The following is a 24,365-nucleotide window of genomic DNA, read 5'->3' as shown; positions in this document are numbered from 1 at the left end:
ATTTACTGAAAGAATTCGTTGTAGGAGACCGACTTTCACAATCGGGCCGGCCAAAAAGGACATCGTTCTCGCGCGGCGAATGGGTCTCGGCGCGCAAGAGAGTCGATTCTTATGGCAGATGACCGCTAGGTGATCGGTGGCATCGCTGCAACGAGCCCGTCTCTTTGGTGACGTGCGCGGGCCGCGAGCCTAAAAAGTCCAGCTGGTTTGTGGGCTGAGGACAAAGCCGTGTCGTTGGGCGGTGCCGTCGCCGTGATTCTGACGGAATCCCCTGATCACCATGCACGCGACTGTGAGATCTTCTACACCGCAGGTGATCTGGTCGCCACCCATCAGGTTTCCTCCGGCGCCCAAGACCACCTTCTCGCCTGATGCCAACGGCTTCCCGTTCAGCTTGTCTGTGTCGGGAGGCCTGTTCTGATCGAAAGATGATTTGTAGTCCCCTGCATAGACCTGGTTTGCGGGATGATCAAGGCCGGGAATGGCCCCGAAGCAGAATGCTGCCGTATCTCCGCGGCTGCTCCACATCGCGCACTGCAAGCCCGTCGGACTCGTGAATGTTGCCAAGGGGTAGTAACGAGACACATCGTGATCCGGCGACACGTCAGTGAACCCATCCAGGTCGGGAAACCCCGGAGGCGGCGGTGCCATGGCAGCAGTCGGAACCGCAGGGGATGTAACAGGGACCGGCTCGGTTGTTTCTACCGGAGCAACTGCAGGTGCCGAACCCCCATCGCGATTTAACACAACCCGCACGACGGCCACGACGGCGGCGGTCACGACCGCTACGACGGCCAGAATCAACATGACTCGCGCCCAGATAACGGTCTTCACCCTCACCGCGGCCCCTTCCCGGACGACGACCGACGCGCACCACCCACGATAAGCGGGCGCCTCGGTGGCGGAGGTCTTGTCCACGGCCAAGACCGGTCGGTGGACAACGGCCTCGAGCGCAATGGCTACTGCTATGTGAGCGCCGTGAGGTCGTTATCGACCCAGCTCCCGCCGACGGCGATGTAGAGCTCGTGGACGTGGTTGTCGGTGCCGATGAAGAAGACGTGTTTGCTGTTGTCGCTGAGCCGGTAGCCGGTCAGGGCTGTGGTGGGGGTGGGTGGCACGGCGCTGGCCAGGGTGGTCAGGTCGTGGTCGGCCCAGCTCCCGCCGCCGGTGATGTCGAGCTCGTGGACATGGTTGTCGGTGCCGATGAAGAAGACGTGCTGGCTGTTATTGCTGAGCCGGAAGCCGGTCAGGGCGCTGGTGGGGGTGGGTGGCACGGCGCCGGCCAGGTTGGTCAGGTCGTTGTCGGTCCAGCTCCCGCCGTTGATGAAGAGCTCGTGGACGTGGTTGTCGGTGCCGATGAAGAAGACGTGCTGGCTGTCGTCGCCGAGCGGGTAGCCGGTCAGGGCGGTGGTGGGCCTCGGTGGTTTGGCGCCGGCGCCGGCGCTGGTCAGGTTGGTCAGGTCGTTGTCGATCCAGCTCCCGCCGTTGATGAAGAGCTCGTGGACGTGGTTATCGGTGCCGATGAAGAAGACGTGCTGGCTGTCGTCGCTGAGCGGGTAGCTGGTCAGGGCGGTGGTGGGCGTCGGTGGTTTGGCGCCGGCGCCGGCGCTGGTCAGGTTGGTCAGGTCGTTGTCGGCCCAGCGTCCGCCGGGGCCGATGAAGAGCTCGTGCACGTGGCTGTCGGTGCCGATGAAGAAGACGTGCTTGCTGTCGTCGCCGAGCCGGTGGCCGTCGAGGGCGCTGGTAGGGGAGGGTCGCACGGCGCGGGCTAGTGAGGTCAGGTCGTTGAACACCCAGCCCGAGCCGGCGGTGAAGTAGAGCTCATAGACGTGATTGTCGGTGCCGATGAAGAAGACGTGCTTGCTGTCGGTGCCGAGCCGGAAGCCGGCCAGGGCGCTGGTGGGGATGGGTGGCACGGCACCGGCCAGGGTGGTCAGGTCGTTGTCGTCCCAGATCCCACCGGCCGCGATGTCGAGCTCGTGGACGTATTTGTCGGTGCCGATGAAGAAGACGTGCTGACTGTTCGTGTTGAGCCGGAAGCTCTCGAGGGCGGTTTCTGCTACCGGCAAGGGCGGCCACGCGGTACCGCTGACGTTGACAACAGCTGGGCCGGTCGGGTCGTTGCTGACGAACGTCAGCGTGGCAGTCGCAGCTCCTCGCTTGGTGGGTTCGAATCGGATTGGGACCGCGATGGAGTCGCCGCCGTCGACGGTGATGGGGAAGCTGGCCACCTGGGGTGTCACGAAGATCGTCGCCGATGACACGATGGCGGTGACGCTCAGTTGGCATGGCCCACTGTTGTTGATGATGAGGTCTCGGTCGGTGAACCTGCCCAGGCGGACCTCACCGAAGTCGCCGTTGTCGGGGACGACCATCGTCAGGTTTGGCGGTGGTGCTGTTCCTGATACGACCACGGTCTTGGGCCCGGTCGGGTCGTTGCTGTGGACTGTGATTGTCGACGACGCGGGTCCGAACTGGTTTGGCTGGAAGCGAATCGGCAACTCGATGGAGTCGCCGGCTTCAACGGCAAGGGGGTAGAACAAAACCCCAGGGGCAATGAAGTCTGGCGAAGACGAGCTGATTGAAAGAATGTGCAATTCGCACGGCCCGCGATTGTTCAGTACGACGCCGCGGTCCACGAATGAGCCCAGGCAGACGTTGCCGAACTGCCCGGTATCCGGGACTGCGACCTCAAGGGAAGGCACGCCACCGGTGCCGGTCGCCGTGAGATCGACGACCGGTGCGCCCGGGTCGTTGCTGTTGATCCGGATGGTCGCGATCTCGGGGGTACCCGGCGTGGTCGGGACGAACCGAACGGTGAAGTCGAGCTCCTCGCCGGGCTGGATGATGACCGGCGTGGCGGGAAGCGGCGATACGGTGATACCGGTCGACCCCATCAAGCGCTGCACGCTCGTGATCACCAGGTCGGCGCCGCCCACGTTGAACACCTGGACGGTAAGCGAGTTGCCCTCCTCGCACGCGGTGCCGAAGTCCAGTCCGTGTTCGAGGTTCACCGTGATCGCCGGTCCGGTTGCCTGACGGAACTCGAAGACACCGCGACCGTAGGTGGCGGCGCGCAAGATCCCACCTTGGCGCGAAAGCACGAGCTCGGTGACCGACGCGCGGGGCAAGTGGATGTCATCGAGAACCGTCCAGCTGGCTCCGTCGTCGACGGACCGGAGCACTCCGAGGTCGGTGCCGACGTAGATGGTTGTCGGGGTGTCCGAGCCGTCGAGGGCGATCGCGCCGAACGGCACGTCGAGGTTCGGCGACAGGTCCTCCCACGCCGTACCGCCGACGGTGGTGCGGAAGACGTGACCGGTCTGGCCGAGTGTGTTGAAGCCACCGAGCACGACATAGATGACGGTAGGGTCGATCGGATCGAACGCTGCTCGCAAAACGTTGCGGTTCGGCAGGTCTCGCGTGATGTTGGCGAACGTCACGCCGGTCGGCGCCCCCACGGTGGCTGCCAACGCATTCGTCGTCACCCAGACTTGTGTGCCTGACGCGATCACCACGTTGTTGCCGTTGGTCGGCGCGACCGAGGGCACGCCGGGGAACGCTCCGAGATTTCGCCATGCGCCGCCGGCGTTCTGGGACTGCCACATGTTCTGATTGCCGCTGACGTAGACCGTCCCGGCGGCACTTGGGTCGGTCGTGATCCAAGCGAGGTAGCAGCCGGCGTCGCTGGTCGTGCCCCACGGAGTGATTTCGGTGGGCCAGCTGGCGCCGTCGTTGTCGGACCGCCACACCCGGGTACAGGGGGCGGGGGACCAGAAGCCGCTGGTTCCGTACGCGCGCCCAGCGGTGACACCGTCGTAGGCGACGTCCCAACCGTCACCGCCTTGCGGACTGTTCCATGCCGGGCTCGCCGCCCCCGACGTCGTCAACAGCCCGTTGTCCTGCAGGGATCCGAGCGTCACGCTGGCTGTCGCATCCGGCCTCACCGCGAGGTTGTAGAACAGCGCCGACTGAAAGCCACCGGAATTGAGCGCCGTCCAGGTCGTGCCGTTAGCGGACCGGTAAATTCCGCCGTCGTTGCCGCAGTAGACCGTCGAGGCTCCGCCGCCGGGTGGGCGGAAAAATGCCCATGAATGGGTGTCCGGGTGTAACCCGGTGAGGGCAGTGAAGTTGCCGCCGGCGTCCGTGGAGCGACCCTGACCGACCGTGCCGACATAGACGATGTCGTTCGCACCGTCCCCGGGCGAGCCTGGATCGACAGCCATGTGAAAGCTGTAGCCACCCTGGGTCCCAGTCGGCATCCCGGTCGCCGGCCGTTGCGTCCAGTTCGCGCCTCGATCCGTCGACATGAACAGTCCAAGCGGGTCCGGAGCCCCCCCTGTCCCTTCCAGCGCCACGTAGATGACCTGGATGCCGTTCGCGTTCGGCGGCGACGTCGGCGGAGCGAGATCGACGACGACCTTTCCGATCCCCGCACCCGGCGTGGCGGCGAGGGCGGCGGCGACCGGCGCGGTCGCGGTGCCGAGGATCCGATTCCAATTCAGGCCGCCATCGGTGCTGCGGAACACGCCCTGCCCGCTGATGCCCGTGTACAGCACGCGGGCTGCGGCCGGCGACGTCGGATCGAGCACCAGGGAGCGCGCGTCCCCGGCAGTGCCGGCTCCGAACGTCCAATTCAAGCCCCCATCGGTGGAACGGAAGACACCCGTCGTCGATGCCAGGTATACGGTCTGGGAGTTGGCGGGATCAACGAGAATGGCGTTGATCCACTGACCAGTGAACTGACTGGCGTTGCCATTGTTACCCGCCGGATAGCCGGAGCCCAGACGTACACAGCTGGCGCCGCCGTCGGTCGACTTGAACAGCCCAGCCGGTACTTGCCGTCCCACCCGGCCACTGGTGCCCATGTAAATCGTGCTGGTGTCGTTGGGGTCGATCGCCAACGCACTCGGCTCTCCGATGCCGAGGGACGTCTGACGATCAAAGATTGGCACCCAATTGGCGCCGCCGTCCGGTGTCCGCCAAACGCCTCCACCCGCTGTGCCGATATAGACGACGTTGCCGTTGTTCGGATTCACCGCGGCCGCCGTGACCAGCCCATTGTCTTGGCGGCCTGACTGGTTGAGCGGACTCGGCCCGATCGGCCGCCAGACTGTTCCAGCAAGAGCCATCGCTCCTCCTTATGGGTGTGCCCGCTCTAGTTCATTGGTCCTGATCGGAGGTCTGGTCGCCCGATTCCGGTTCCGGCTGCTCGATAACGCTTGGCGAAGAGCTGACGGCGCCCGGAAGGTTTCGCCACTGCCGCAGGCCGTCGGCGTACGCCCTCTGTAGGCCGTCGGCGTACGCCCTCTCGGTCGGCTCCGCGCAGGCCCTCTCGGTCGGCTCTGCGCCTGCGCCGATATAACGTTCCACGTACTCGCGATGGATCTTTGCCGGATTGGCGTTTGGATTGCCTAGCCTCGGCCGCCGCGCCGCCTTCTTAGGGGCCGCTGCGGCCTTCTTCGGCACTGCAGCCTTCTTGGCCGATGCCGGGGCTTCGCGGGCGACGGGAGTCTTTTTGGCGGGGGTCTTTTTGGCGGGGGTCTTCACGGCCTTCTTGGCGGCAGCCTTCTTGGACGGTGCCTGGGCCTTCACGGCCTTCTTGGCGGCGGCCTTCTTGGCCGGCGTTTTCTTGGCGACCATGGTGCCACCCTCTTTCGCCTATAACAGCGCCTTCGCTGACGATCGCGCATCGCATTGCGCTCAACTGCCCTGGGGCTGGAATGACTCAAAACACCCGCGCCATGCGATCACCCACATCTCTGTGAGCATTCGCCGACTGTATCGCTATTCCCCAGGTCACTTGGGCCACTTAGACATTCCCAGACCGCCGGGCGATGGTCACGAGTAGTGCACTACCTGAAGGTGGTCAGTCTGGCTGAAGGCAAGCACATCGCGCGCGCCGCGTCGACGCCGCAGTGGCCGACCACTTGGACCGAACCACAAACAATGAATAAGCGATGAATCAAGTTAGAGAGTGCGCTAATCACGGGTTCTGACCTGTGCCCCTGTTCAGCGTCGGTTGATTGTTGACGGATCTGTTTCGGTTGATCCTTGACAGGGAGTGTCAAGGATCAACCGAAGTAGGTGTAAAGCATCAGCCGAAACACTGTCAGCCATCAACCGACATAGAAACGTCAAGCATCAACCGAGGTCATACAGATCACGGGGTGCCCCGGCAGTGTCTGATTCCACGACATAGTTGGCAGCTGTCTCGCGACATAGTTGACACCTCTGCTCAGCCGGGAGGTCGGCCATGTCGAAAGGCGCGTCACCACCATCCGCTACAACAGCCGGCTACACCACATCGGCCTGTCCAAACACCTGCGCGGCACCAAGTCCTCGTCCTCATCGACGACCTCAACATCCGCGTCCTGGACCACACCACCGGCGCACTGATCCGCAAACTCACTCTCGACCCCACCCGCGACTACCAACCACGCGGCGTCAAATGCGGAAAATCACCCGAAAACCGGATCAACATGTAACCGATGTCTCGGGACACCTGTCAACGATGTCCCGAGACATCACACAGTGCCCCCGGCAGGATTCGAACCTGCGACACCGGCTTTAGGAGAGCCGTGCTCTATCCCCTGAGCTACGAGGGCGGGACGCAGGGAGCTTACCGTGCACCAGGTTTCCACTGGCTGCGCAGGGGAAACACTGTAGCCATGAGTGCAACACGGAAAGCCAAGGCCGAGTTCGACCGCGTCGTCGGCCGGGCCAAAGAAGGAATCGGTGACGCGACGGGCAACGCCCGGATGCGCAACGAGGGCCGGACCGATCAGGTGAGAGCCCGGATGCGCAAGACGGGTGAGCGGGTCAAGGATGCGCTGCGCGGTCGCAGGTACTAGCGCAGTTCGGCGATCACTTTCGAAAACGCCTCGGCGTGCTTGTCCTGAACGATCAGATAGCTCACCCCGTAGGTGTCGCGATATCCGCGAATGGTGTCGGCCATCTCGCTCGGCGAACCCGACAGCACGGCGGCCGTCTGCACCAACTCGTCGTCGGACAGGTGGGGAAGTGCTCGACGGATTATCGACAGGTCGGGCTTCCCCGAAGCGTCCCTGGGGAGCGCGGTGATCGCAAGGTTGAGTTCGAGGTCGTCGAACCGGTCGCCTGCGGCGGTGCGGACGAAGTCGACGCGCTCGGCGAGGGCATCGGAGTCCTTGGTGATCAGTTGCCCTCCGGTCAGCCCGATGATGTTCGCCTGCCGCGCCGCCACCGTCAGCAGCCTGTCGCCGTTGCCGGCAATCAGGACCGGCACATCGGGCAGGTGCTCGGCCATGTACTCGGTGACGTGTGCCAAGTACTCGATTCGTTCGCGCGCGCTTGGATAGCGCAGCTCGGCGGCCTCGAACTCGTGCTGCGCATAGCCCGCGCCCAACCCCAACTCGAACCGGCCGTCGGACAGATCGCGCAGCGCCTGGACGTCGCGCGCCAACAACGCCGGTTTGTAGAAGCACGCGTTCAGCACGAACGTGCCCATCCGCAGTGTCTTGGTCGCCGCGGCCGCCGCCATCAGGGTGGGGAACGGTGCCGGCGCCCCGATGTGGTCGGGCAGGTGCAGGACATCGAAGCCGAGGTCCTCGGCTCGTCGCGCCTCGTCCTGAACCGAGGTGATTGACTTGGCGCCGCGCAGGCCGACTCCGAACCGAAAATCCTTGGTCACCCCACGATGGTATGGCCCCAAAGAATTCTCGAAAGACCTATGTTTGACGGCGGGGGGTTCGGTCAATTCTCAGCCGCCAGACTTCGCGGCCCAGCGGAGTACAACCGCACTAGAGCCACCGCGCGATCCGGCCCGTCGTGAGATTCTTCCGGCGGGCCGGATCAATACTTTGAGGCAGTCATGGCCAGCCATCCCACCGTCGGCGTCGAAGAAGAGTTCCTGCTCGTCGACCCGGACACCGGCGAGCCGGTCGCGCGCAACGGGGCCGTCGCCCGGCTCGCCAAGGCGCGCGGCGTCGAGCTGCAACTCGAGCTGACCACCTGCCAGGTCGAGACGGCGACCGATGTCGCGAGCTCCAGTGACGAACTGCGCACTCAGCTGACCCGGCTGCGCCGCATCGCCGCGGAGGCCGCCGAGGCCGACGGTGCGCGGTTGCTTGCCGTCGCGCTGCCGCCGACCGTGCCGCGCGAGTTTCCGATCACCGACAAACCCCGCTACCGCCGGATCGCGGAGCGGTTCGGGATGATCGCCCACGAGCAGGGCATCTCCGGCTGTCACGTGCACGTCGCCGTGCCCGACCGCGACACCGCGATCCGGGTGAGCAATCGGCTGCGGCCATGGCTGCCGCTGCTCCTGGCGCTGACCGCGAACTCGGCGGTCTACCGCAACACAGACACCGGGTATGCCAGCTGGCGCGGCATCCTTTGGCAGCGCTGGCCCAGTGCCGGACCGCCGCCGCACTTCGAGTCCGCCGACGAGTACGACGCCGTCGTCGCGATGCTGCAGGACACCGGCGCGATGCTGGACGACGGGATGGTCTATTGGGATGTCCGTCCGTCGGCCAATTTCCCGACGATCGAGGTGCGCGTCTCCGACGTTCCCGCAACCGTTGCGGAGACCGTGCTGCTCGCGGCGTTGGTCAGGGGCGCTGTGATGATGGCGCTGGAGGCGGAGCAACGCGGCGAGACCCTCGCTCCGCTGGCGCCGCACGTTCTCAAGGCCGCGTACTGGAAGTCGGCGCGAGAAGGGCTCGACGGCCATGCGATAGACCTGACCGATAGCCACGCCTCTGCGCCCGCGGTGAAACTGCTCGGCGGACTCATCGACCGCATCCGGCCCGCGCTCGAGGCGGTCGGCGACTATGACATGGTCCGCACCGAACTCGCCCGCATCGCCGAACACGGCAACGGCGCCATGCGCCAGCGACGGGCCTGGCAGCGCGGCCATGACATCGCCGACGTGCTCGCCGAGGCGGCCGCCGCGACGCTGGAGTGACGCGTCAGGCCAGGGGCAGTTCGGCGAACGCGGGACTGGTCGGCATCGCCGACCCCCCGCCGGGCTCGACCGTGAATGCCAGCGTCTGCGAATCGCCGAGATCCGGCAACACGGCGGTGGTCGACGGGGCGACGGCCTTGGCGTCCATCGTCCCTGCCGAGTGCGGACCTTTGTCGCCGACCAACCACATCTGGTAGACGGTGCCCGCCTTCGGCGGCGGGACGTTGTTCATCACCAGCACGCCCGCGTCCTTCTCGTGGGAGAACACCAGCGTCGCCTTTCCGCCGCCGGGAATGTCTCCCGACACGGTTCGCACATCGGGCGCCGCGAAGATCTGCTCCGCGGTCGACGCCGTGGGGGCGGGCCGCATCGCGTATCCGACGCCGAGTGCCGCGAGCCCGACTGCGAGCACCGCTGCTGCCGCCAAAACCGTTGTACCCCAGCGGTTCATGCGCTTCGTCGGCAGCTGGCGCACCGGATCTTGGGCGACGGTTGCCAGCAGCCGGTCGCGCATCGTGGGTGGCGGCTCGACCGCCGTCGCTGCCGAGATGAAGGCCATCGTCTCGTGCACGGCACGCACCTCTGCAAGGAATGCCTCCGCCACCTCGGGTGGGGCATCGGCAAGCTGCCGCTCGATCTCGGCGCGTTCGGAATCGGTCGTCGCATGCAGTGCGTACGGCGTCGCCAGGGCGATCAGATCGGGAGTCGTTGGATCAGTCATGGGAGCCCCAGACACTTGCGCAGTCCGCGGATGGCGTCGCGCATCCGCGACTTGATGGTCGCGAGATTGGCTGTCAGCCGCTCCGAGACCTGGACGTAGGTCAGCCCGTCGTAGTAGGCCAGCTGGATGCATTCCCGCTGTACGTCGGTCAGCGAGTCCAGGCAGTTGGTGACCTGTTGGCGTTCGTCGCGAAGGATGACCGCATCGGCGACGTGGTCGGCAGGCGGGTCGACGTTGGCCGCCCCGTAGCGGGACTCGCGCTGGCTGGCCGCCTGCTCGGAGCGCACCCGGTCCACCGCGCGCCGGTGCGCCAAGGTGAGCAGCCATGCCAGCGGTGAGCCCACGGTCGCGTCGTAATCGGCCGCCGACCGCCATACCTGCAGGTAGACGTCCTGCGTTGTCTCCTCGCTGTACCCGGGATCGCGCAGCACGCGGCTTACCATGCCGAACACCCGGGCCCGGGTGAGGTCGTAGAAGGCGGCGAACGCATCGACATCCCGCTGGGCCACCTGATGCAGCAACGCGGAGAGGTCGGTGGTCACGAGCGGTAGCCTAGCCACCCCCGCCATGATCGTCACGGTATTCGCGATCTGGGCGGTCTCGGAATGAAAAACGAAGTACGAGAAGAGTATTCACGGAATCCGGGACGGTCCATCATATGTTTCTCCAGCAGGCGTGCGCCCGTGGCGTAGACCAGGAAGTATGTCATCAGCACCGGTGACAGCACCGTCAGCAGGGAAATCCACCCCGCGACGGAGGCCAGCCACAGTCCCCACCATACGCACGCGTCACCGAAGTAGTTCGGATGGCGGGTCCATGCCCACAGGCCACGGTCCATCACCGTACCCTTGTTGGCGGGATCGGCTTTGAACCGACGCAACTGGTGATCGCCGACCGCCTCGAAGAACACGCCGACTGCCCAAAGAACCACGCCGGCAATGAAAGCCGGGAGCAGCGCGGTGGGCGTCGGCCCCAGAACGGCCGAAACCTGCAGCGGCAGAGAGACGAACCACGTTGCGGCGGCCTGGATTCCGAAGATCTTCCGCAGCACCCTGCCTGCGGAGAAGTCGCCGCGCATCATGGCCTCATACCGTGGGTCTTCGCCCCTGCCCGCCGACTTCTGGATCATGTGCCAGGCCAGCCGCAGCCCCCACACCGCCACCAGCACGAACAACAGAATGCGGCGGAAGGGATCGCCGGAGCCCAAGACCGCGGCGACGGCGCCGACGCCGACGAAACCCAGACCCCATGTGACGTCGACGACGTTGTAGCGGCCGATGCTTCGGCCGACGGCAAAGGTTATGCCGTGCATGACTATCAACACGGCGATCGACGCCGCGGTGACAAGGACGAAGTTCATCGGGAGCCTCCTGCCGGGGCGAAAGTCCACTGGAAGACATCGAGATAACCCGACCGGAAGCCGGCTTCGGAGTAAGCCAGGTACAGCTCCCACATGCGTTGGAACACGTCATCGAATCCCAAGGCAGACGCCGCGTCCCAGCGCTCGATGAAGCGTTCCCGCCACAGCCGCAGCGTCTCCGCGTAATGCGGACCGATGGATGTCATCTCCACCGTCCGCAGCCGCGTGTGCGCCTCGGTGACGCCGATGATCGCTTCCACCGACGGCAAAAGGCCGCCGGGGAAGATGTACTTCTGGATCCAGGTATACGTGTTGCGCGATGCCAGCATTCGGCTGTTGGGCATCGTGATGGCCTGGATCGCCACGCGTCCGCCCGGCGATACCAGCCGGTCGAGGGTCTGGAAGTACTTGGGCCAGAAGCGGTATCCGACCGCCTCGATCATCTCCACCGAAACGACGGCGTCGTAGCAGCCGTCGATATCGCGGTAGTCGAGCAGTTCGATGTCCACGCGATCCGAGAGGCCCTGGGCGGCGACGCGCTGCCTTGCCAACTGCTGCTGCTCGGCCGACAGCGTCACCGACCGCACCGTGGCGCCGCGCGATGCGGCGCGGATGCACAATTCACCCCAGCCCGTGCCGATCTCGAGCACGCGGCTACCTGGCCCGACCTTCGCGGAGTCGAGCAGACGGTCGATCTTGTGCCGTTGGGCGTCGGCCAACTGTGCTCGCGTGGCGGGCAGCGTGTCGAACACCGCGCTGGAGTAGGTCATCGTCTCGTCGAGGAACTCGCCGAAGAGATCATTCGACAGATCGTAGTGTTCTGAGATGTTCTGTCGAGCCTGCTCCCGGCTGTTGAGCTGCGAACGCGGTTGGCGGACAACGGCGATTGGCCGCAGGCGCTGCAGTGAGCGTGGGATCAGATCCCCGACCGAGCCGGCGAACTCGGTGAGCACGCCGGCAAGGTCGTCGCTGCTCCACTCGCCTGCCATGTACGACTCGCCGAATCCGATCAGCCCGTAGCGGCCGATGCGCCGCGCCAGCCTGTCGGGCCGGTGGATCACCATCGTCGGCAGGGTCGGGTCGGCGGCGCCGACCACCGAGCCGTCGGGATAGACCATCCGCAGCGGCAACCGGGCGGCGGCATTGCGGAACAGGCGGTCCGCGATCGGTGCAGCGACGATGCTGACCGGACCGGACGGGACCCGCGCGACATCCGGCCAGCGCTCGGCGCTGATGGAGGTACCGGGTAGCCGGGCGATATCGACAGTCACAGCTGCTCGACCCTTTCCTTCTCGGCGACCTCGGGCCGTGGCACGACTGGAACTCGGCGCAGCCACAGTGTGATGCCCTGGACGCGGATGCCTAATGAACCCATCAGGGGTGCCAGCGGCGCCGTCAACTGCAGCCCGAGTATCTGGCGAATGCCTGCGGGCCGCCGTTCGCCGCGCATCGTGGCGATGAACGCCGGTTGGTTCTCCCGGTGTAGCGAAATCGTCACGTCCAGTTCGGAATCCGGTCGCGGCGCCCGCACCAGGTAGTAGCCGTCGACCGCGTTGAACGGCGATACGTAGAGCTTCTTCATCACCATCGCGGGCTGGCCTGCGTCCGGGGGCAGCAGATAGGCGTGCCTGCCGCCGTAGGTGTTGTGGACTTCGGCGACCACGTGGCGCAGCACTCCGTCGGCGTCGTGGCACCAGAACAGGCTCAGCGGGTTGAACACATAGCCGAGCACCCGCGCCTGCAGAAGAGCGGTGACGGTGCCGCCGCGCAGGTCGATGCCGTGGTCGGCGAGGAAGTTGTCGACGCGTTCGCGAAGTGTGTCGTCGGGCGTGCCGTCCAGGTGGTCGGCGGCGTCGAACCGGGCGAATGGCCGCAGCCATCGCGGCAACTCCGGCAGCCGGTCGATGTCGACATACCAGCTGTAGCTTCGGTGTTCGAAGTAGTGGTGCACCGGGGCGCGGCGCAGATGGGTGATGCGGGTGCGGTAGAGCGCGGGTGTCAACACGGCGCGACCTCCCGTCGCCGGTGTCCGCTTGGCCACGTCGCGCCGAGGCGTTGCGCCGCCCGCAACCCGGACGCGGCGCCGTCCTCGTGGAATCCCCATCCGTGGTATGCGCCCGCGTAGACGATCTTGTCGTCGTTCAATTCCGGTAGACGGCCTTGGGCGGCAACGGATTCCGGTGTGTAGAGCGGATGGTCGTAGATCATCTCGGCAAGCACGGTCGCGGGGTCGACGCGGCCGCGGCCACCGAGGGTGACCAGGAACCGGCGCGGACCCGTCAGCCGCATCAGCCGCGTCACGTCATAGGTGACCAGCACGTCGTCGCGGTCGGGTGCCATCAGGTAGTTCCACGACGCCCGCGCCCGGTGGTGTCGCGGCAGCACAGATTCGTCGGTGTGCAGTTGGGCATGGTTGGTGGTGTATGGGATCGCACCGAGCACCATGCGTTCGGCGGTCGTCGGCTCGTCGAGCATCAGCAGTGCCTGCGCCGGGTGGGTCGCGACGACGGCGGCGTCGAACAATCGCGGCCGACCGCTGCCGACGGCGACCGCCACCCCATCGGGCACCCGTTGCACCGACGTCACCGGAAGGCCTGCGACGACCTCGGCCAGGCGCATCGCGATCGCCTCGACGTAAACCGCCGAGCCGCCGGTGACGGTGCGCCAGGTGGGCGAGCCGAACACCGACAGCATTCCGTGGTGGTCGAGGAAGACGAACAGGTAGCGCGCCGGATAGCGCATCGCGTCACCCGGCCGTGCCGACCAGACGGCGGCGACCAGTGGCGTCATGAAGTAGTCCGTGAAGTATCGCGAGAACCCGTGGCGGTCGAGAAACGCCGCGAGGGTTTCGCCGTCGTCGGCGGACTCGTCGCGGAGCAACCGGGTGGCGGCTCGGTGGAATCGCCTGACCTCGGCCAGCATCGCCAGATAGCGGGGGCGGGTCAGCGTCGACCAGGAGGGAAACAGGCCTCCGATGCCCCTCGCGCCCGCGTATTCCAGCCCGCTGCCGTCGTCGCGCACCGACATCGACATGTCGGTCTGCTGGGTGGCGACCCCGAGGTCGTCGAACAGCCGGCACAGCGTGGGATAGGTGCGGTCGTTGTGCACCAGGAATGCGGTGTCGATCCCGACCACGTTGCCGTCACCGCGGTCCAGGTAATGGGTGTGGGCGTGTCCACCGATTCGGCTGTCAGCCTCGAACAGCGTGACCCGGTCGCGGGCCGACAGCAGGTATGCCGCCGTCAGCCCTGCGACTCCGCTACCGATGACGGCGATGGAGCGCCCGTTTGGCTCATTTCGTTCCACATCGGAGTATTCGGAGCGACCGGCGCGCCGGATCGCCGACTGACGCCCAAATATCGGTTTGGGCGACGGGGGTGGAGAGCTACTTCCAGCTGTGAGCGGCCGCGACCAGCCCCTGGATCAGGGCGGATGTAGGCGGGGACAACCCGTCGGCGTCGGCGGGCGCGCTTCGCGGGCTGATGCCACGCAGCCGCGGCGTTAGTTCCAGCTGGGCGCCGCCGTCGCGGACCCGGTTGACCGGGTTGTCCGGATGCATCCCGCGCAGCTCGCGGGGGATCGCGTCCAGATCGGTGACGACGTGGTAGCCGGGTACGGTGATGTGCCGGGCCAGGTGTGCGGCGAGTGCCCGGTTGCAGCCGCCCGCGAGCAGCTGGGTACTGCGGCCCAGCCGGCCGTAGCCGTGGAGTGAGATCGCGACGTCGACGTGGTCGAGGAACTCCGCGAGCCGGTCGGACTCCTGGGCCCGATAGCGCGCCGACGGCAGGTGGTGCGCATAGTTCTGCGGATGACGCAGCAGGTACACCGATGCGCCAGCCGCGTCCGCGGCCCGTTCGGCGATGACGTCGGTCATCTGTTCCAGTCCGCCGCCGTGGATCGCCATGAAGCCGAATCGGGACCGAAGTCTGCATTCCTCGACCACGCCCGGATCGGCAAGCAACTCTGAAAGAGTTTGCGGTGCCCCGGCTTTGGAGCTGTCCTTGGGTACCGGCCACTCCGACGGATCCCAGCGGCGGAGGAACTCGATCCAGCGATGGGGCAGCCCGTGGTGCAGCGCGCCGTCGATGATGCGCTCCAGATAGCCCGGCCGCGGCGGTCCGGGGTCGACGCGATGGTCGATGTACACCCACGCCTCCGCTGGGCCCGCGTCGGTGTCGACGGTGAGGCGGTCGCGCCGATACCGCACCGGAACGCCTTCGGCACTGTCCAGCGTGGCAAGGTCATGGTCGTCGACCTGCCACAGCACGCCGTGCACCTGCGATCCGTGGAACGGCTCGACGGTGGCCACACCGCGCTCGTTGATCAGCCAGTCGTGGTCGGCCAGCGTCGCCCGACGGGGATTCGTGGCGCCGGGACAGCGCCGCGCCATCTGCTGCACGCACAGGTTCGACCCGTACGCGAAGTAGCTGTGGCTGCTAGCAAGCATTCAGTCCAGTTTAACGACGGACCGTCAGATAGATCAGCACGACGTTGAGCGCGATGATCAACGCGGCGACCGTCCAGCCGAGTGCGGTGGTCACTCGATGGTTGGTGTCATCGCCCATCACCGCGCGATTGCTGGTCAGCCGCACCAGCGGGACAAGCGCGAACGGTATCCCGAACGAAAGCACGACCTGCGAGATCACCAGCGCGCGGCTGGGGTCGATGCCGATGGCCAGGATCACCAGGGCGGGAACCAGGGTGACCAGGCGACGCACCAGCAGCGGGTAGGTGCGGTGCAGCAGGCCAGCCATGATCATCGCCCCGGCGTATGCGCCGACCGATGTCGACGCCAGGCCGGAGGCGAGCAGTCCGATGGCGAAGAACAGCGCGACGGTCGGGCCGAGGGTGTCGCGCACGGCCGCGTGCGCACCTTCGATGGAGTCCGTGTTGTCGCGGCCCTGCAGGTTGGTGGCGGCGATGAGCACCATCGACAGGTTCACCGCGCCGGCCACCAGCATCGCAAGACCGACGTCGACGCGGGTTACCCGCAGCAGCCAGCTGCGTCGGGGACCCGGTTCGGGGTGGCCGTGCCGGTCTCGAGCCAGGCCCGAATGCAGGTAGACGGCGTGCGGCATCACCGTCGCGCCGAGCATCGCGGTGGCAAGCAGGACGCTTTCGGGGCCTTCGAAGCGCGGCACCAGCCCTTCGGCGGCTGCGCCGAGCGGTGGCGGTTCGACAAAGACGCTGGTGAGGAATCCGATCGCGATGATCAGCAGCAGGCCGCTGATCACCCGCTCGAACGTTCGTTGGCCGCGGCGGTTCTGCACGGCAAGCAGCAGCAGCGACACCACGCCGGTGATGACGCCGCCGACCAGCAGCGGCAGGTCGAACAGGAGGTGCAGCGCGATGGCGCCGCCGACGACCTCGGCGAGATCGGTGGCCATGGCGACCAGCTCGGCCTGCAGCCAGTAGCCGATGCGGGTCGGGGTGCGGGTGTGGTCGGCGACGGCTTCGGGCAGGGTGCGCCCGCTGACCAGTCCGAGCTTGGCCGACAGGTACTGCACGAGTCCGGCCATGGCGTTGGCCAGGAAGATGACCCATACCAACAGGAAGCCGTACTGCGCGCCTGCGCTGATGTTGGCTGCGACATTGCCGGGGTCGACGTAGGCGATCGCCGCGACGAATGCCGGGCCGAGCAGAAACCAGCTGGGACGCATCCGCGTCTCGGTGTCGCGCAGCAACTCGCCCCCACTTTCTATCCGGGTGATCGAATAGAAAAGTTAGGGTAGCCGAAACGGTGCTGTGGTCGCTAGACCGGGGTCACCATCCGAAGCCCCAGCCGCCGCCGCCGAATCCGATGATCGGGTAGCCCCAGTAGCCGTAGTTGTTGTTTGCCGGCGGCGACGTCACGATCTGGGCGTTGCCCCTGCTCTCACACTGCGTCGTATTAGGTCCGGTGTTCGTGCATTCGGGCGCGGCAGTCGCTGCGGGCGCGACGGCAATACTGGCGCAGGCGCCTGCTGTCGCCAAAAGTGTTGTCAGATAACGAGTTTTCGTACGCATGGATGGCCTCCTCAACGGGCCAGGAAAAAGATGTGGACTAACGGTGGCCGCCGCCACCCATACCGCCGCCGCCCATCCCGTGGTTGCCCCAGGCCCCGCCGCCGATGATCAGCGCGGGTCCGTAGAACTCGTCGTCCCACGGGTAGGCGTACGTGGGCACGTCCGGAGCGGTGGCATTGAGTTGAACATTGCCTGGCGTCGCGCACTCGGTCGTCGCGGTGCCGACGCTTTGGTCGCCGCCAACGCTCTCGCATTGGGGCAGCGTGGAATCCGGATCGGCTGCTGCGGCGGGCGCGGCGACGACCGCCGCCGCGGCGCCTGCCGCAGCAAGAATTGGTGTCACATAGCGCAGGAGCGTCCGCATAGGCGTGTCCTTAAATTGAGTTCAGCCCGACTTATTGCCAGCGTACAGCCCATTCCCAGTTATCAAAGGCAAGTCGAGCGTCGTCCTGATTCCAGCGGGTGCGGCGACGACGGCGGGGATGGCGTTGACGACCCTGGCGGCCGTGGCGACGAGCCCGGCGTGGTTGTGGTCGCCGTTGGGGCTGCTGAGGCAGAGGTCCATCGCATAGGTCGGCTCGCCGGTGATCTCGATCCGATACGACCCGCCCTCCTGCGCCGGTTGCGGCCAGTCCGGGCACAGATCGTTGCGCAGTCGGGTGACGTGCTCGAGGACGACGGCGGCCTTGCCGTCGACCATGCCGCGGACCTCGAAGCGCAGTGCCGCGGCGGTGCCCTTCTCGATGTGGCCTGACGCGATGTCGAAGTCCTCGGGCGCGGGTTCGCGGACGTAGGTCTCGCTCACCTCGTCGAGTGAGATGCCCAGACCGGCCGCGAGCTGGCGCACCACCGAACCCCACGCGAGGCTGAGCACGCCTGGTTGCAGCAGCATCGGAATCTCGTCGAGTGGACTGCCGAAGCCCATCACGCCGAACATCACGTCCGCGCTGTCGTAGGTGTCGTAGTTGATGATCTCCATGCACCGGATCTGGTCGATACTCTGGCATGTGCCCGCAAGCGCAAGGGGCAGAAGGTCGTTGGCGAAGCCGGGGTCGATGCCGTTGACGAACAAGCTTGACTTGCCTGCCTGTGCGGCGTCCTCGATCGGCTTGCGCAGCTCCTCGGGAATGACCTGCCACGGATACTGCAGAAACACCGCGCTGCTGCCGACGACGTTCACGCCCGCCGACAGGATGCGGCGGTAGTCCTCGAGCGCGTCGGGCAGCCGGTTGTCGGCAAGGGCGGTGTAGACGGCGCATTCGGGATCGGTCGCGAGGACGGCGTCGAGGTCGTTGGTCGCGGCGATGCCCGTCGAACCGTCGAGTCCGGCGAGCTCGGCGGCGTCCTTGCCCGCCTTGGCCTCCGACGAGACCCAGACACCGGTCAGCTCGAACCGGGCGTCGTTGATGAGGTGCACGAGCGCGGGCTTGCCGACGTTGCCGGTGCCGATCAGCGCGACGCGAATTGCCACGAACGTCTCCTCACAGATCCGGGATGGGCAGGTCGAGGTTGGGGAAGGTGAGTCCGCCGTCGACCTCGAGCGTCTTGCCGGTCAGGAAGCCGCCTGCGGGTGAGGCGAGGTACACGGCGGCCGCGGCGATGTCGAGCGGGTCGCCGAGGCGACGCAGCGGGGTGGCCTTCTCCATCGGCTCGCGCAGCTCGTCGTTGGAGGCGACGATGTCGAGTGCGGAGGTGAGGATCGAGCCGGGCGCGATCGCGTTGACCCTGATCTTCGGGCACAGGTCAAGTGCGCTCAGCCGTGTGTAGTGCGCGAGCGCGGCCTTCGCCGTGCCGTATGCGGCGAACCCGCGGGCCGAGAGCCGGCCCATCGTCGACGTGATGTTGATGATGCTGCCGCCGCCGGAGTGTTCGAGCATCAACGGCACCGCCGCGGTGGTCAGCGCATGCGCGGTCGCCACATTGAAGGTGAACGCATCCTTGAGGTCCTTGGTGGACGTGGTCAGCAGTGTGTTCGGCATCGTGCCGCCGACGTTGTTCACGACGATGTCTAGTTTGCCGAACGCCTCGACCGCGGTGCCCGCGAGCTTGGCGGTGTCCTCCGGGTGGGCGAGGTCCGCGGTGACGATGTGGGCACGCCTGCCGACGCTTCGGATCTGGTCGGCGACCTCTTCGAGTTGTGCCTGCGTGCGCGACGCGATGACCACGTCCGCACCGGCTTCGGCGAACGCCAGGGCCATTGCGGCGCCCAGCCCGCGACCGGCTCCCGTCACCACGGCGACCTGGTCGTCCAATCGGAATCTGTCGAGTATCACGTCAGCCTTTCTTCCTACGCCGGGCGTCACCGTAACAAGGGCGCGCGCACGACATGCCGCATTTCTGAAACACGTTCTAGTTGATGTCGACGGGGCCGTGCCGAGTTCTGCACGAGGGCGGTGGCCCGCCCGGGAAGCGCGACCCTGACGCAGAAGTCGCGGCCAAGCGGTGTGACCCGGAATTCACTCGGGCTAGCAAAGTTATCTCGGTCACAGATAGACGTAAAACCCCAGGTGAGAGCCGATTTAGTGTGGAATTAGTGTTAACGTTAAATAAAGGCGACGGAATCCGTACCGTTCGCTCCCTGGATAGGAGCAATTCGCGTGTTGCAGCAAGCCACAATCGCATCCGCTACGAGGTGGACCAGGATGGTCCCCGCGGTCGGCGCCTTCTTTGCGGTCGCGGCCACCACGTTTGGCCTCGCCGCTCCTGCGGCTGCCGACACCAGCACCTACCTGAAGAGCCTGCAGCCGACGTACGCCTACCTGAGCGAGTCGCAGCTGCTGTCCGCGGGAAACCAGGCCTGCGCCGCGGCGCGCAGCGGCGTGCCTGCGTCGGACAACACCATCAAGGTGAGCAAGGACCTGGGTATCTCGACGTCGGCGGCCTACCAAATCGTGGTCAACAGCATCAACTATCTCGGCTGCTGACGGCGCTGATCCCTACTTCTTGGCTGCGGCCTTTTTGGCCGCCTTCTTCGCGGGGGCTTTCTTAGCGGCCTTTTTCGCGGGAGCCTTCTTGGTCGCGGCTTTCTTGGCCGGTGCCTTCTTGGCAGGCGCCTTGGCCTGGCCGTCACCCGATGCGCCGTCGCCGCCTCGTCGCGCTTTCACGCTCGCCTCGAGCTTGGCCAGCAGATCCGAGACGTCCTCCGTCTCGTCGAGTTCCTTGGGCTCGGCCTCTTCGGTGGTAAACGCTTCTCCACCTTCGAGTTTCGCCTCCACGAGCTCCCTGAGCTGTTCCTGGTAGGTGTCCTCGAACCGCTCGGGATGGAAGTCGTCGGTCATCGACTCCACCACCTGCCCGGCCATCTTCAGCTCGGCGGGTTTGATCTCGACTTCCTTGTCGAGCACCGGGAAGTCGGGGTCGCGGATCTCGTCGGGCCACAGCAGCGTGTGGATGACCATGACGTCGCGCTTGCTGAAATCCTTGACGCGCAGGGCCGCAAGCCGGGTCTTGTTGCGCAGCGCGAAATGCACGATGGCCACCCGGTCCGTATCGGCCAGCGTCTTGGCCAGCAGCACATAGGACTTCGACGATTTCCCGTCGGGCTCGAGGTAATAGCTCTTGTCGTACATCAGTGGGTCGAGGTCGCTGGCCGGGACGAACTCGACGACCTCGATCTCGCGGCTGCGTTCCTCCGGAAGGGTGGAGATGTCCTCGTCGGTGATGACTACCATCTGTCCGTCATCGGATTCGAAGGCTTTGGCTATGTCGCGGTACTCGACGACCTCGCCGCACACCTCGCACACCCGCTTGTAGCGGATGCGTCCGTTGTCCTTCGCATGGACCTGATGAAACTTTATGTCGTGGTCTTCGGTCGCGCTGTAGACCTTGACGGGGACGTTGACCAGTCCGAATGAGATCGAGCCCTTCCAGATCGAACGCATAAGCCCAGCCTAGCCGTGTTGTGCCTGCAGACCGCCCGAGCGCCCCTGCGCGGCGTCCCTGGTCGCCTTGTCCGGCAGGTCCGCACCTGCGCGCGCGACCGTCAGCGCCGACGACAGCGCGGCGGTCTCCAGCACTTCGGTCAGGGTGTCGACGCTGATGCGATGCAGCTCGGCGCGCTGGTCGGCGCCGAGCAGGCCCAACGACCACAACGCGTCGATCAGCCCTGTCATGAAGGCGTCGCCTGCGCCAACGGTGTCCACCACGTCGACCGGCTTTGCCTGCACCCGGGCCACCCCGGCCTCGCACACCGCGAACGCTCCGCTTTCACCCATCGTCACCGCCACGATCGCCGGACCAAGGCCCTGCCATGTCTTCGCCACCTGTTCGGGCGTGCGGTTGGGATCGATCCACTGCAGATCCTCGTCGCTGGCCTTGACGACATCGCATTTCTCGACGAGGCGGTCGATGCGGCCGCGCGCCTGCTCGTCGTCTTCGATGAGCGCCGGCCGCACGTTCGGGTCGTAACTGATCGTGGCCGAAAGGTGGTAGGCGTCGAGCAGCGCCACGGCCGCCCGGCAGCCGGGTTCGAGCACCGTCGCGATGGACCCGGTATGCACAACAAGCGGCGGGGTCACCTCCGGTGTGCCTGTCAGCTGCCAGTCGATGTCGAACACGTACTGCGCCTGTCCGCTGTCGTCGAGCGTCGCCAACGCGGTGGGGGTGCGATCCGCCGTCACGCTTCCCGAAACCAGTTTTGCGCCAGAGCTCCTGACGTATTCGGTGATGCGCCTTCCGCGTTCGTCGTCGCCGATGTGGGTGAGGAAGTCGACGCCACGGCCCAACCGCGCGAGGCCGACGGCGACGTTGAGTGGGCTGCCGCCGACGTGCTCGCCGAGGATCTTGCCGTCTCGCTCGACGATGTCGATGAGGGCTTCCCCGATGACCAGCGACCGCTGCTGAGTGGAGTTCATGTCATTCCAACCTCTTTCGCATCAGGGCCTCCAGAGTCGCCCGCGCGCCATGGCGGTGCAGTGAGTCCAGGGCCCAGGTGTACGCCTCGACGAAGCGTCCAGAGGTCGCGAGATCGCCGAAAACGTCGGTGTTTTCGATGAAGGCCGTCGGGTTGTCGCGCTGCGCGCGGGCCAGCGGGACCAGCGTGTCGGCGAGCTGGTCCTGTACGTCGATGGGGTCACCCTGCTCGTCGACGCCCTCGGCGTAGCGTGCCCAGCTGGCCACCGTCGCCGCCGACAGCGCGATCGGGCCGCCGGATTCCAGGTTCACCCGGACGACGGGCAGCAGCCATTTCGGGATGCGGTCCGACGAGCCGAAGCACAGCCGCGCGATGGTGTCGCGCACACCCGGGTTGGCGAACCTCTCGATGAGCGTGCGCTTGTAGTCGGGCAGGTCGATGCCGGGGACCGGCAGCAGAGTCGGCGTCGCTTCGGTGTCCATGTACCGCATCAGGAACTCAGCGAACAGCGGGTCGCCGGCGGCATCGTGCACGAGCCGGTAGCCGCTGAGATACGCGAAATAGCAGAGGCTTTGGTGGCTCGCGTTGAGCAGCCGCAGCTTCATCAGTTCGTACGGCGTCACGTCATCGACAAGCAGCACGCCGGCGTCCTCGAACGGCGGCCTGCCGTCGGAGAAGGAGTCCTCGAGAACCCATGAGGTGAACGGCTCGGCGACCACCGGCCACTGATCCTCGACGCCGAACTCGTTCCCGAGAGTCTCGATCACCTCGGGGGTGGTGGCCGGCGTGATCCGGTCCACCATCGAATTCGGGAACCGGGTGTTGGCCGACATCCAGTCCGCAAGACCGGGGTGGGCGCGTTCGGCGAAGGTCGTGAACGCCTCCCGTGCGACCTCGCCGTTGCCCTCGATGTTGTCGCACGAAACGATCGTCGGCGACGCCAGCCCGCGGTCGCGGCGTCGCGCCAGGGCCTCCACCACCAGACCGAACACACTGACGTCGTCGGGGTCGATATGCTCGACGTTGTAGCCGCCCTCGGTGATCGTGAGCGAGATGATGCGCGTCGTCGGTGCGGCCAGCAGCTCGATCACGGCCTCGGGGTCATCGGGGGCGTAGAGGTAGTTGACGATGGACCCGATCACGCGCGCGTCGCGGCTGCCGTCGGGGTTCTCCAGCAGCAGCGTGTACAGGCCGTCCTGGGCGTCGAGGACGTCGGCCATCTTGCGGTCGGCAGGCAAGACGCCGACACCGCAGATGCCCCATCCGGTGCCGGAGTTCTCGTTGCCCATCTCGAGCAGCCGGTCGACGTACATCGCCTGATGAGCCCGATGGAAGCCACCGACCCCGAAATGCACTATCCCGACCCCGATTTCGTCGCGATCGTAGTTCGGCTTGCTGATCGGTATCTGCGCCAACGTCGAACTGCTCAGCTTCATGACACGGCCACCACTGTCTTGACGCTACCCGGCGTGCGGTCGGAGTCCAGGGCTTCTGCGGTCCTCTCTAGCGGAAATCGCCCGGTGACCATCGAATCCAGATCGACCCGGCGGGACTCGACAAGCGAGATCGCCTCCGGCCAGGTATTGGCATAGCGGAACACGCCGGTCAGCGTGAGTTCCCGGTTCGCAATCAGCTGCGTCGGCAGCTCCATCGTCTCGGCTCCCAAACCGACCAGCACAGCTGTTCCCGCCGGCCGGAGCGCGCGGATGCCCGCAGTCACCGCCGAGTGCGCCCCCGAAGCATCGATGAACGCATCGAAATCGCAGCCGAGCTCGTCGGTCGTGGGATCGAGCGCGGCGGTGGCGCCATGCGTGTGTGCCTGGTTACGGCGCGACTCGTCCGGATCGGACACGGCGATTTCGGAGGCGCCATATGCGCGCGCCAGCTGAACCACCACGATGCCGATGGGTCCCGCACCGGTGACGAGCACCCTCACTCCTTCGGCGATGCCCGCCTTGCGGAGCGCGGCGATGCCGACCGACAACGGCTCGCACAGTGCGGCGGCGTCGTCGGAGACGGTGTCGGGCACCGCGTGCGCGAACTCGGCGCCGATCGTCACGTAATCGCACAGGGCCCCGTCGATCGGCGGGGTGCCGAAGAACCGCATGTGCGGACACAGGTTGTAGTCACCGCGGCGGGTCTCCGCACTATCGGGATCGGGGCGCTGAGGTTCGATCGACACACGCTGGCCGATGCGCGACGGGTCGACCGATTCACCGACGCCGACTATCGTTCCCGCCGCTTCGTGGCCGAGCACCAACGGAGCGTTGACCACGAAGCTGCCGATCCGGCCGTGGCGGTAGTAGTGCGTGTCGGACCCGCAGACGCCGACCGACGACACCCGGATCAACACGTCGCCGGGCGCCGGTGTCGGCACCGGACGCTGCTCCATCTCAATTCGGCCTGGTTCAACGAGAACGGCAACCCGCATCCGGGTATCCGGGGAAAGTGTTGTGTACGTCACAATGACCATGCTAGC

The 24,365-nt window shown here is 66.1% G+C and carries 23 protein-coding genes and 1 tRNA gene; 3 read left to right on the top strand and 21 right to left on the bottom strand.

Translation table 11 applies throughout. From position 1 onward, the window contains the following. Positions 1 to 189 precede the first annotated feature (189 nt). The 4 genes from D6M19_RS34105 to D6M19_RS01625 form a co-directional block, all read right to left on the bottom strand. Entirely contained in the window at positions 190 to 840 is a 651-nt protein-coding gene (locus D6M19_RS34105; RefSeq protein ID WP_164478283.1) for a hypothetical protein, read from the bottom strand. 125 nt (positions 841 to 965) lie between these two features. After that, the gene (locus D6M19_RS01635) at positions 966 to 5,132 is read right to left on the bottom strand and encodes a choice-of-anchor D domain-containing protein (RefSeq protein WP_123023402.1); all 4,167 of its coding nucleotides are present in this window, start codon (positions 5,130 to 5,132) and stop codon (positions 966 to 968) included. A gap of 31 nt (positions 5,133 to 5,163) precedes the next feature. Further along, positions 5,164 to 5,643, bottom strand: coding sequence for a hypothetical protein (locus tag D6M19_RS34525; RefSeq protein ID WP_206428433.1), 480 nt, complete (start codon positions 5,641 to 5,643; stop codon positions 5,164 to 5,166). Between the two features lie 892 nt (positions 5,644 to 6,535). Further along, positions 6,536 to 6,608 (bottom strand) — tRNA-Arg (locus D6M19_RS01625). 63 nt (positions 6,609 to 6,671) lie between these two features. Between D6M19_RS01625 and D6M19_RS01620 the strand changes: the two genes are divergently transcribed. After that, on the top strand, positions 6,672 to 6,854 hold the full coding sequence (locus D6M19_RS01620) for a CsbD family protein (protein WP_123023401.1): 183 nt from the start codon (positions 6,672 to 6,674) through the stop codon (positions 6,852 to 6,854). Here D6M19_RS01620 and D6M19_RS01615 read toward each other — a convergent pair. Next, positions 6,851 to 7,672 (bottom strand): LLM class F420-dependent oxidoreductase, encoded by an 822-nt coding sequence (locus tag D6M19_RS01615; RefSeq protein ID WP_123023400.1) that lies wholly within the window; start codon positions 7,670 to 7,672, stop codon positions 6,851 to 6,853. The genes D6M19_RS01620 and D6M19_RS01615 overlap by 4 nt on opposite strands. A gap of 180 nt (positions 7,673 to 7,852) precedes the next feature. Here D6M19_RS01615 and D6M19_RS01610 point away from each other — a divergent pair, with 180 nt between their 5' ends. Beyond that, positions 7,853 to 8,947, top strand: a complete 1,095-nt coding sequence (locus D6M19_RS01610) for a glutamate--cysteine ligase 2 (protein WP_123023399.1) — start codon at positions 7,853 to 7,855, stop codon at positions 8,945 to 8,947. Between the two features lie 4 nt (positions 8,948 to 8,951). On the opposite strand, the gene D6M19_RS01605 is transcribed toward D6M19_RS01610, so the two are convergent. The 12 genes from D6M19_RS01605 to D6M19_RS01555 form a co-directional block, all read right to left on the bottom strand. Beyond that, a complete protein-coding gene (locus D6M19_RS01605; protein ID WP_123023398.1) occupies positions 8,952 to 9,668 on the bottom strand; it encodes an anti-sigma factor in 717 nt (238 codons plus the stop codon). Continuing rightward, positions 9,665 to 10,237, bottom strand: a complete 573-nt coding sequence (locus D6M19_RS01600; RefSeq protein ID WP_123023634.1) for a sigma-70 family RNA polymerase sigma factor — start codon at positions 10,235 to 10,237, stop codon at positions 9,665 to 9,667. The genes D6M19_RS01605 and D6M19_RS01600 overlap by 4 nt, the downstream gene beginning before the upstream one ends. Before the next feature lie 5 nt (positions 10,238 to 10,242). Next, positions 10,243 to 11,028 (bottom strand): DUF1295 domain-containing protein, encoded by a 786-nt coding sequence (locus D6M19_RS01595; protein WP_123023397.1) that lies wholly within the window; start codon positions 11,026 to 11,028, stop codon positions 10,243 to 10,245. Continuing rightward, complete coding sequence (locus D6M19_RS01590; RefSeq protein ID WP_234834645.1) at positions 11,025 to 12,299, bottom strand: SAM-dependent methyltransferase; 1,275 nt, start codon at positions 12,297 to 12,299, stop codon at positions 11,025 to 11,027. Before D6M19_RS01590 ends, D6M19_RS01595 begins: the two co-directional genes overlap by 4 nt. Further along, positions 12,296 to 13,033: a DUF1365 domain-containing protein gene (locus D6M19_RS34660; protein ID WP_234834644.1), complete on the bottom strand. Its 738-nt coding sequence runs from the start codon at positions 13,031 to 13,033 to the stop codon at positions 12,296 to 12,298. Before D6M19_RS34660 ends, D6M19_RS01590 begins: the two co-directional genes overlap by 4 nt. Next, on the bottom strand, positions 13,027 to 14,334 hold the full coding sequence (locus D6M19_RS01585; protein ID WP_234834643.1) for an NAD(P)/FAD-dependent oxidoreductase: 1,308 nt from the start codon (positions 14,332 to 14,334) through the stop codon (positions 13,027 to 13,029). Before D6M19_RS01585 ends, D6M19_RS34660 begins: the two co-directional genes overlap by 7 nt. A gap of 79 nt (positions 14,335 to 14,413) precedes the next feature. Then, the gene (locus D6M19_RS01580; RefSeq protein WP_123023395.1) at positions 14,414 to 15,475 is read right to left on the bottom strand and encodes a poly-gamma-glutamate hydrolase family protein; all 1,062 of its coding nucleotides are present in this window, start codon (positions 15,473 to 15,475) and stop codon (positions 14,414 to 14,416) included. 10 nt (positions 15,476 to 15,485) lie between these two features. Next, a complete protein-coding gene (locus tag D6M19_RS01575) occupies positions 15,486 to 16,712 on the bottom strand; it encodes an Nramp family divalent metal transporter (RefSeq protein WP_123023394.1) in 1,227 nt (408 codons plus the stop codon). A gap of 79 nt (positions 16,713 to 16,791) precedes the next feature. Then, complete coding sequence (locus D6M19_RS01570) at positions 16,792 to 17,034, bottom strand: hypothetical protein (RefSeq protein ID WP_123023393.1); 243 nt, start codon at positions 17,032 to 17,034, stop codon at positions 16,792 to 16,794. Positions 17,035 to 17,071: 37 nt separating this feature from the next. Beyond that, a complete protein-coding gene (locus D6M19_RS01565; protein WP_123023392.1) occupies positions 17,072 to 17,398 on the bottom strand; it encodes a hypothetical protein in 327 nt (108 codons plus the stop codon). A 21-nt stretch (positions 17,399 to 17,419) separates the two neighbouring features. Next, entirely contained in the window at positions 17,420 to 18,505 is a 1,086-nt protein-coding gene (locus tag D6M19_RS01560; protein WP_123023391.1) for an NAD(P)H-dependent amine dehydrogenase family protein, read from the bottom strand. A 10-nt stretch (positions 18,506 to 18,515) separates the two neighbouring features. Next, a complete protein-coding gene (locus D6M19_RS01555) occupies positions 18,516 to 19,307 on the bottom strand; it encodes an SDR family oxidoreductase (RefSeq protein WP_123023390.1) in 792 nt (263 codons plus the stop codon). Between the two features lie 369 nt (positions 19,308 to 19,676). Between D6M19_RS01555 and D6M19_RS01550 the strand changes: the two genes are divergently transcribed. Beyond that, positions 19,677 to 19,958 (top strand): DUF732 domain-containing protein, encoded by a 282-nt coding sequence (locus D6M19_RS01550; RefSeq protein ID WP_123023389.1) that lies wholly within the window; start codon positions 19,677 to 19,679, stop codon positions 19,956 to 19,958. A 12-nt stretch (positions 19,959 to 19,970) separates the two neighbouring features. Here the strand turns inward: D6M19_RS01550 and ku are convergent, their stop codons facing one another. The 4 genes from ku to D6M19_RS01530 are packed head-to-tail and all read right to left on the bottom strand — an operon-like array spanning position 19,971 to position 24,317. Beyond that, positions 19,971 to 20,915 (bottom strand): non-homologous end joining protein Ku, encoded by a 945-nt coding sequence (ku, locus tag D6M19_RS01545; protein WP_123023388.1) that lies wholly within the window; start codon positions 20,913 to 20,915, stop codon positions 19,971 to 19,973. A gap of 9 nt (positions 20,916 to 20,924) precedes the next feature. Next, positions 20,925 to 21,887, bottom strand: coding sequence for a carbohydrate kinase family protein (locus tag D6M19_RS01540; protein ID WP_123023387.1), 963 nt, complete (start codon positions 21,885 to 21,887; stop codon positions 20,925 to 20,927). A 1-nt stretch (position 21,888) separates the two neighbouring features. Next, on the bottom strand, positions 21,889 to 23,322 hold the full coding sequence (locus D6M19_RS01535; protein WP_123023386.1) for a mannitol dehydrogenase family protein: 1,434 nt from the start codon (positions 23,320 to 23,322) through the stop codon (positions 21,889 to 21,891). After that, the gene (locus D6M19_RS01530) at positions 23,319 to 24,317 is read right to left on the bottom strand and encodes an NAD(P)-dependent alcohol dehydrogenase (RefSeq protein WP_123023385.1); all 999 of its coding nucleotides are present in this window, start codon (positions 24,315 to 24,317) and stop codon (positions 23,319 to 23,321) included. Before D6M19_RS01530 ends, D6M19_RS01535 begins: the two co-directional genes overlap by 4 nt. Positions 24,318 to 24,365: the final 48 nt, after the last annotated feature.

It is taken from the genome of Mycolicibacterium stellerae (assembly GCF_003719305.1).
GTDB classification, from domain to species: Bacteria; Actinomycetota; Actinomycetes; order Mycobacteriales; family Mycobacteriaceae; genus Mycobacterium; species Mycobacterium stellerae.
This window is presented reverse-complemented; position numbering and strand designations above follow the sequence as displayed.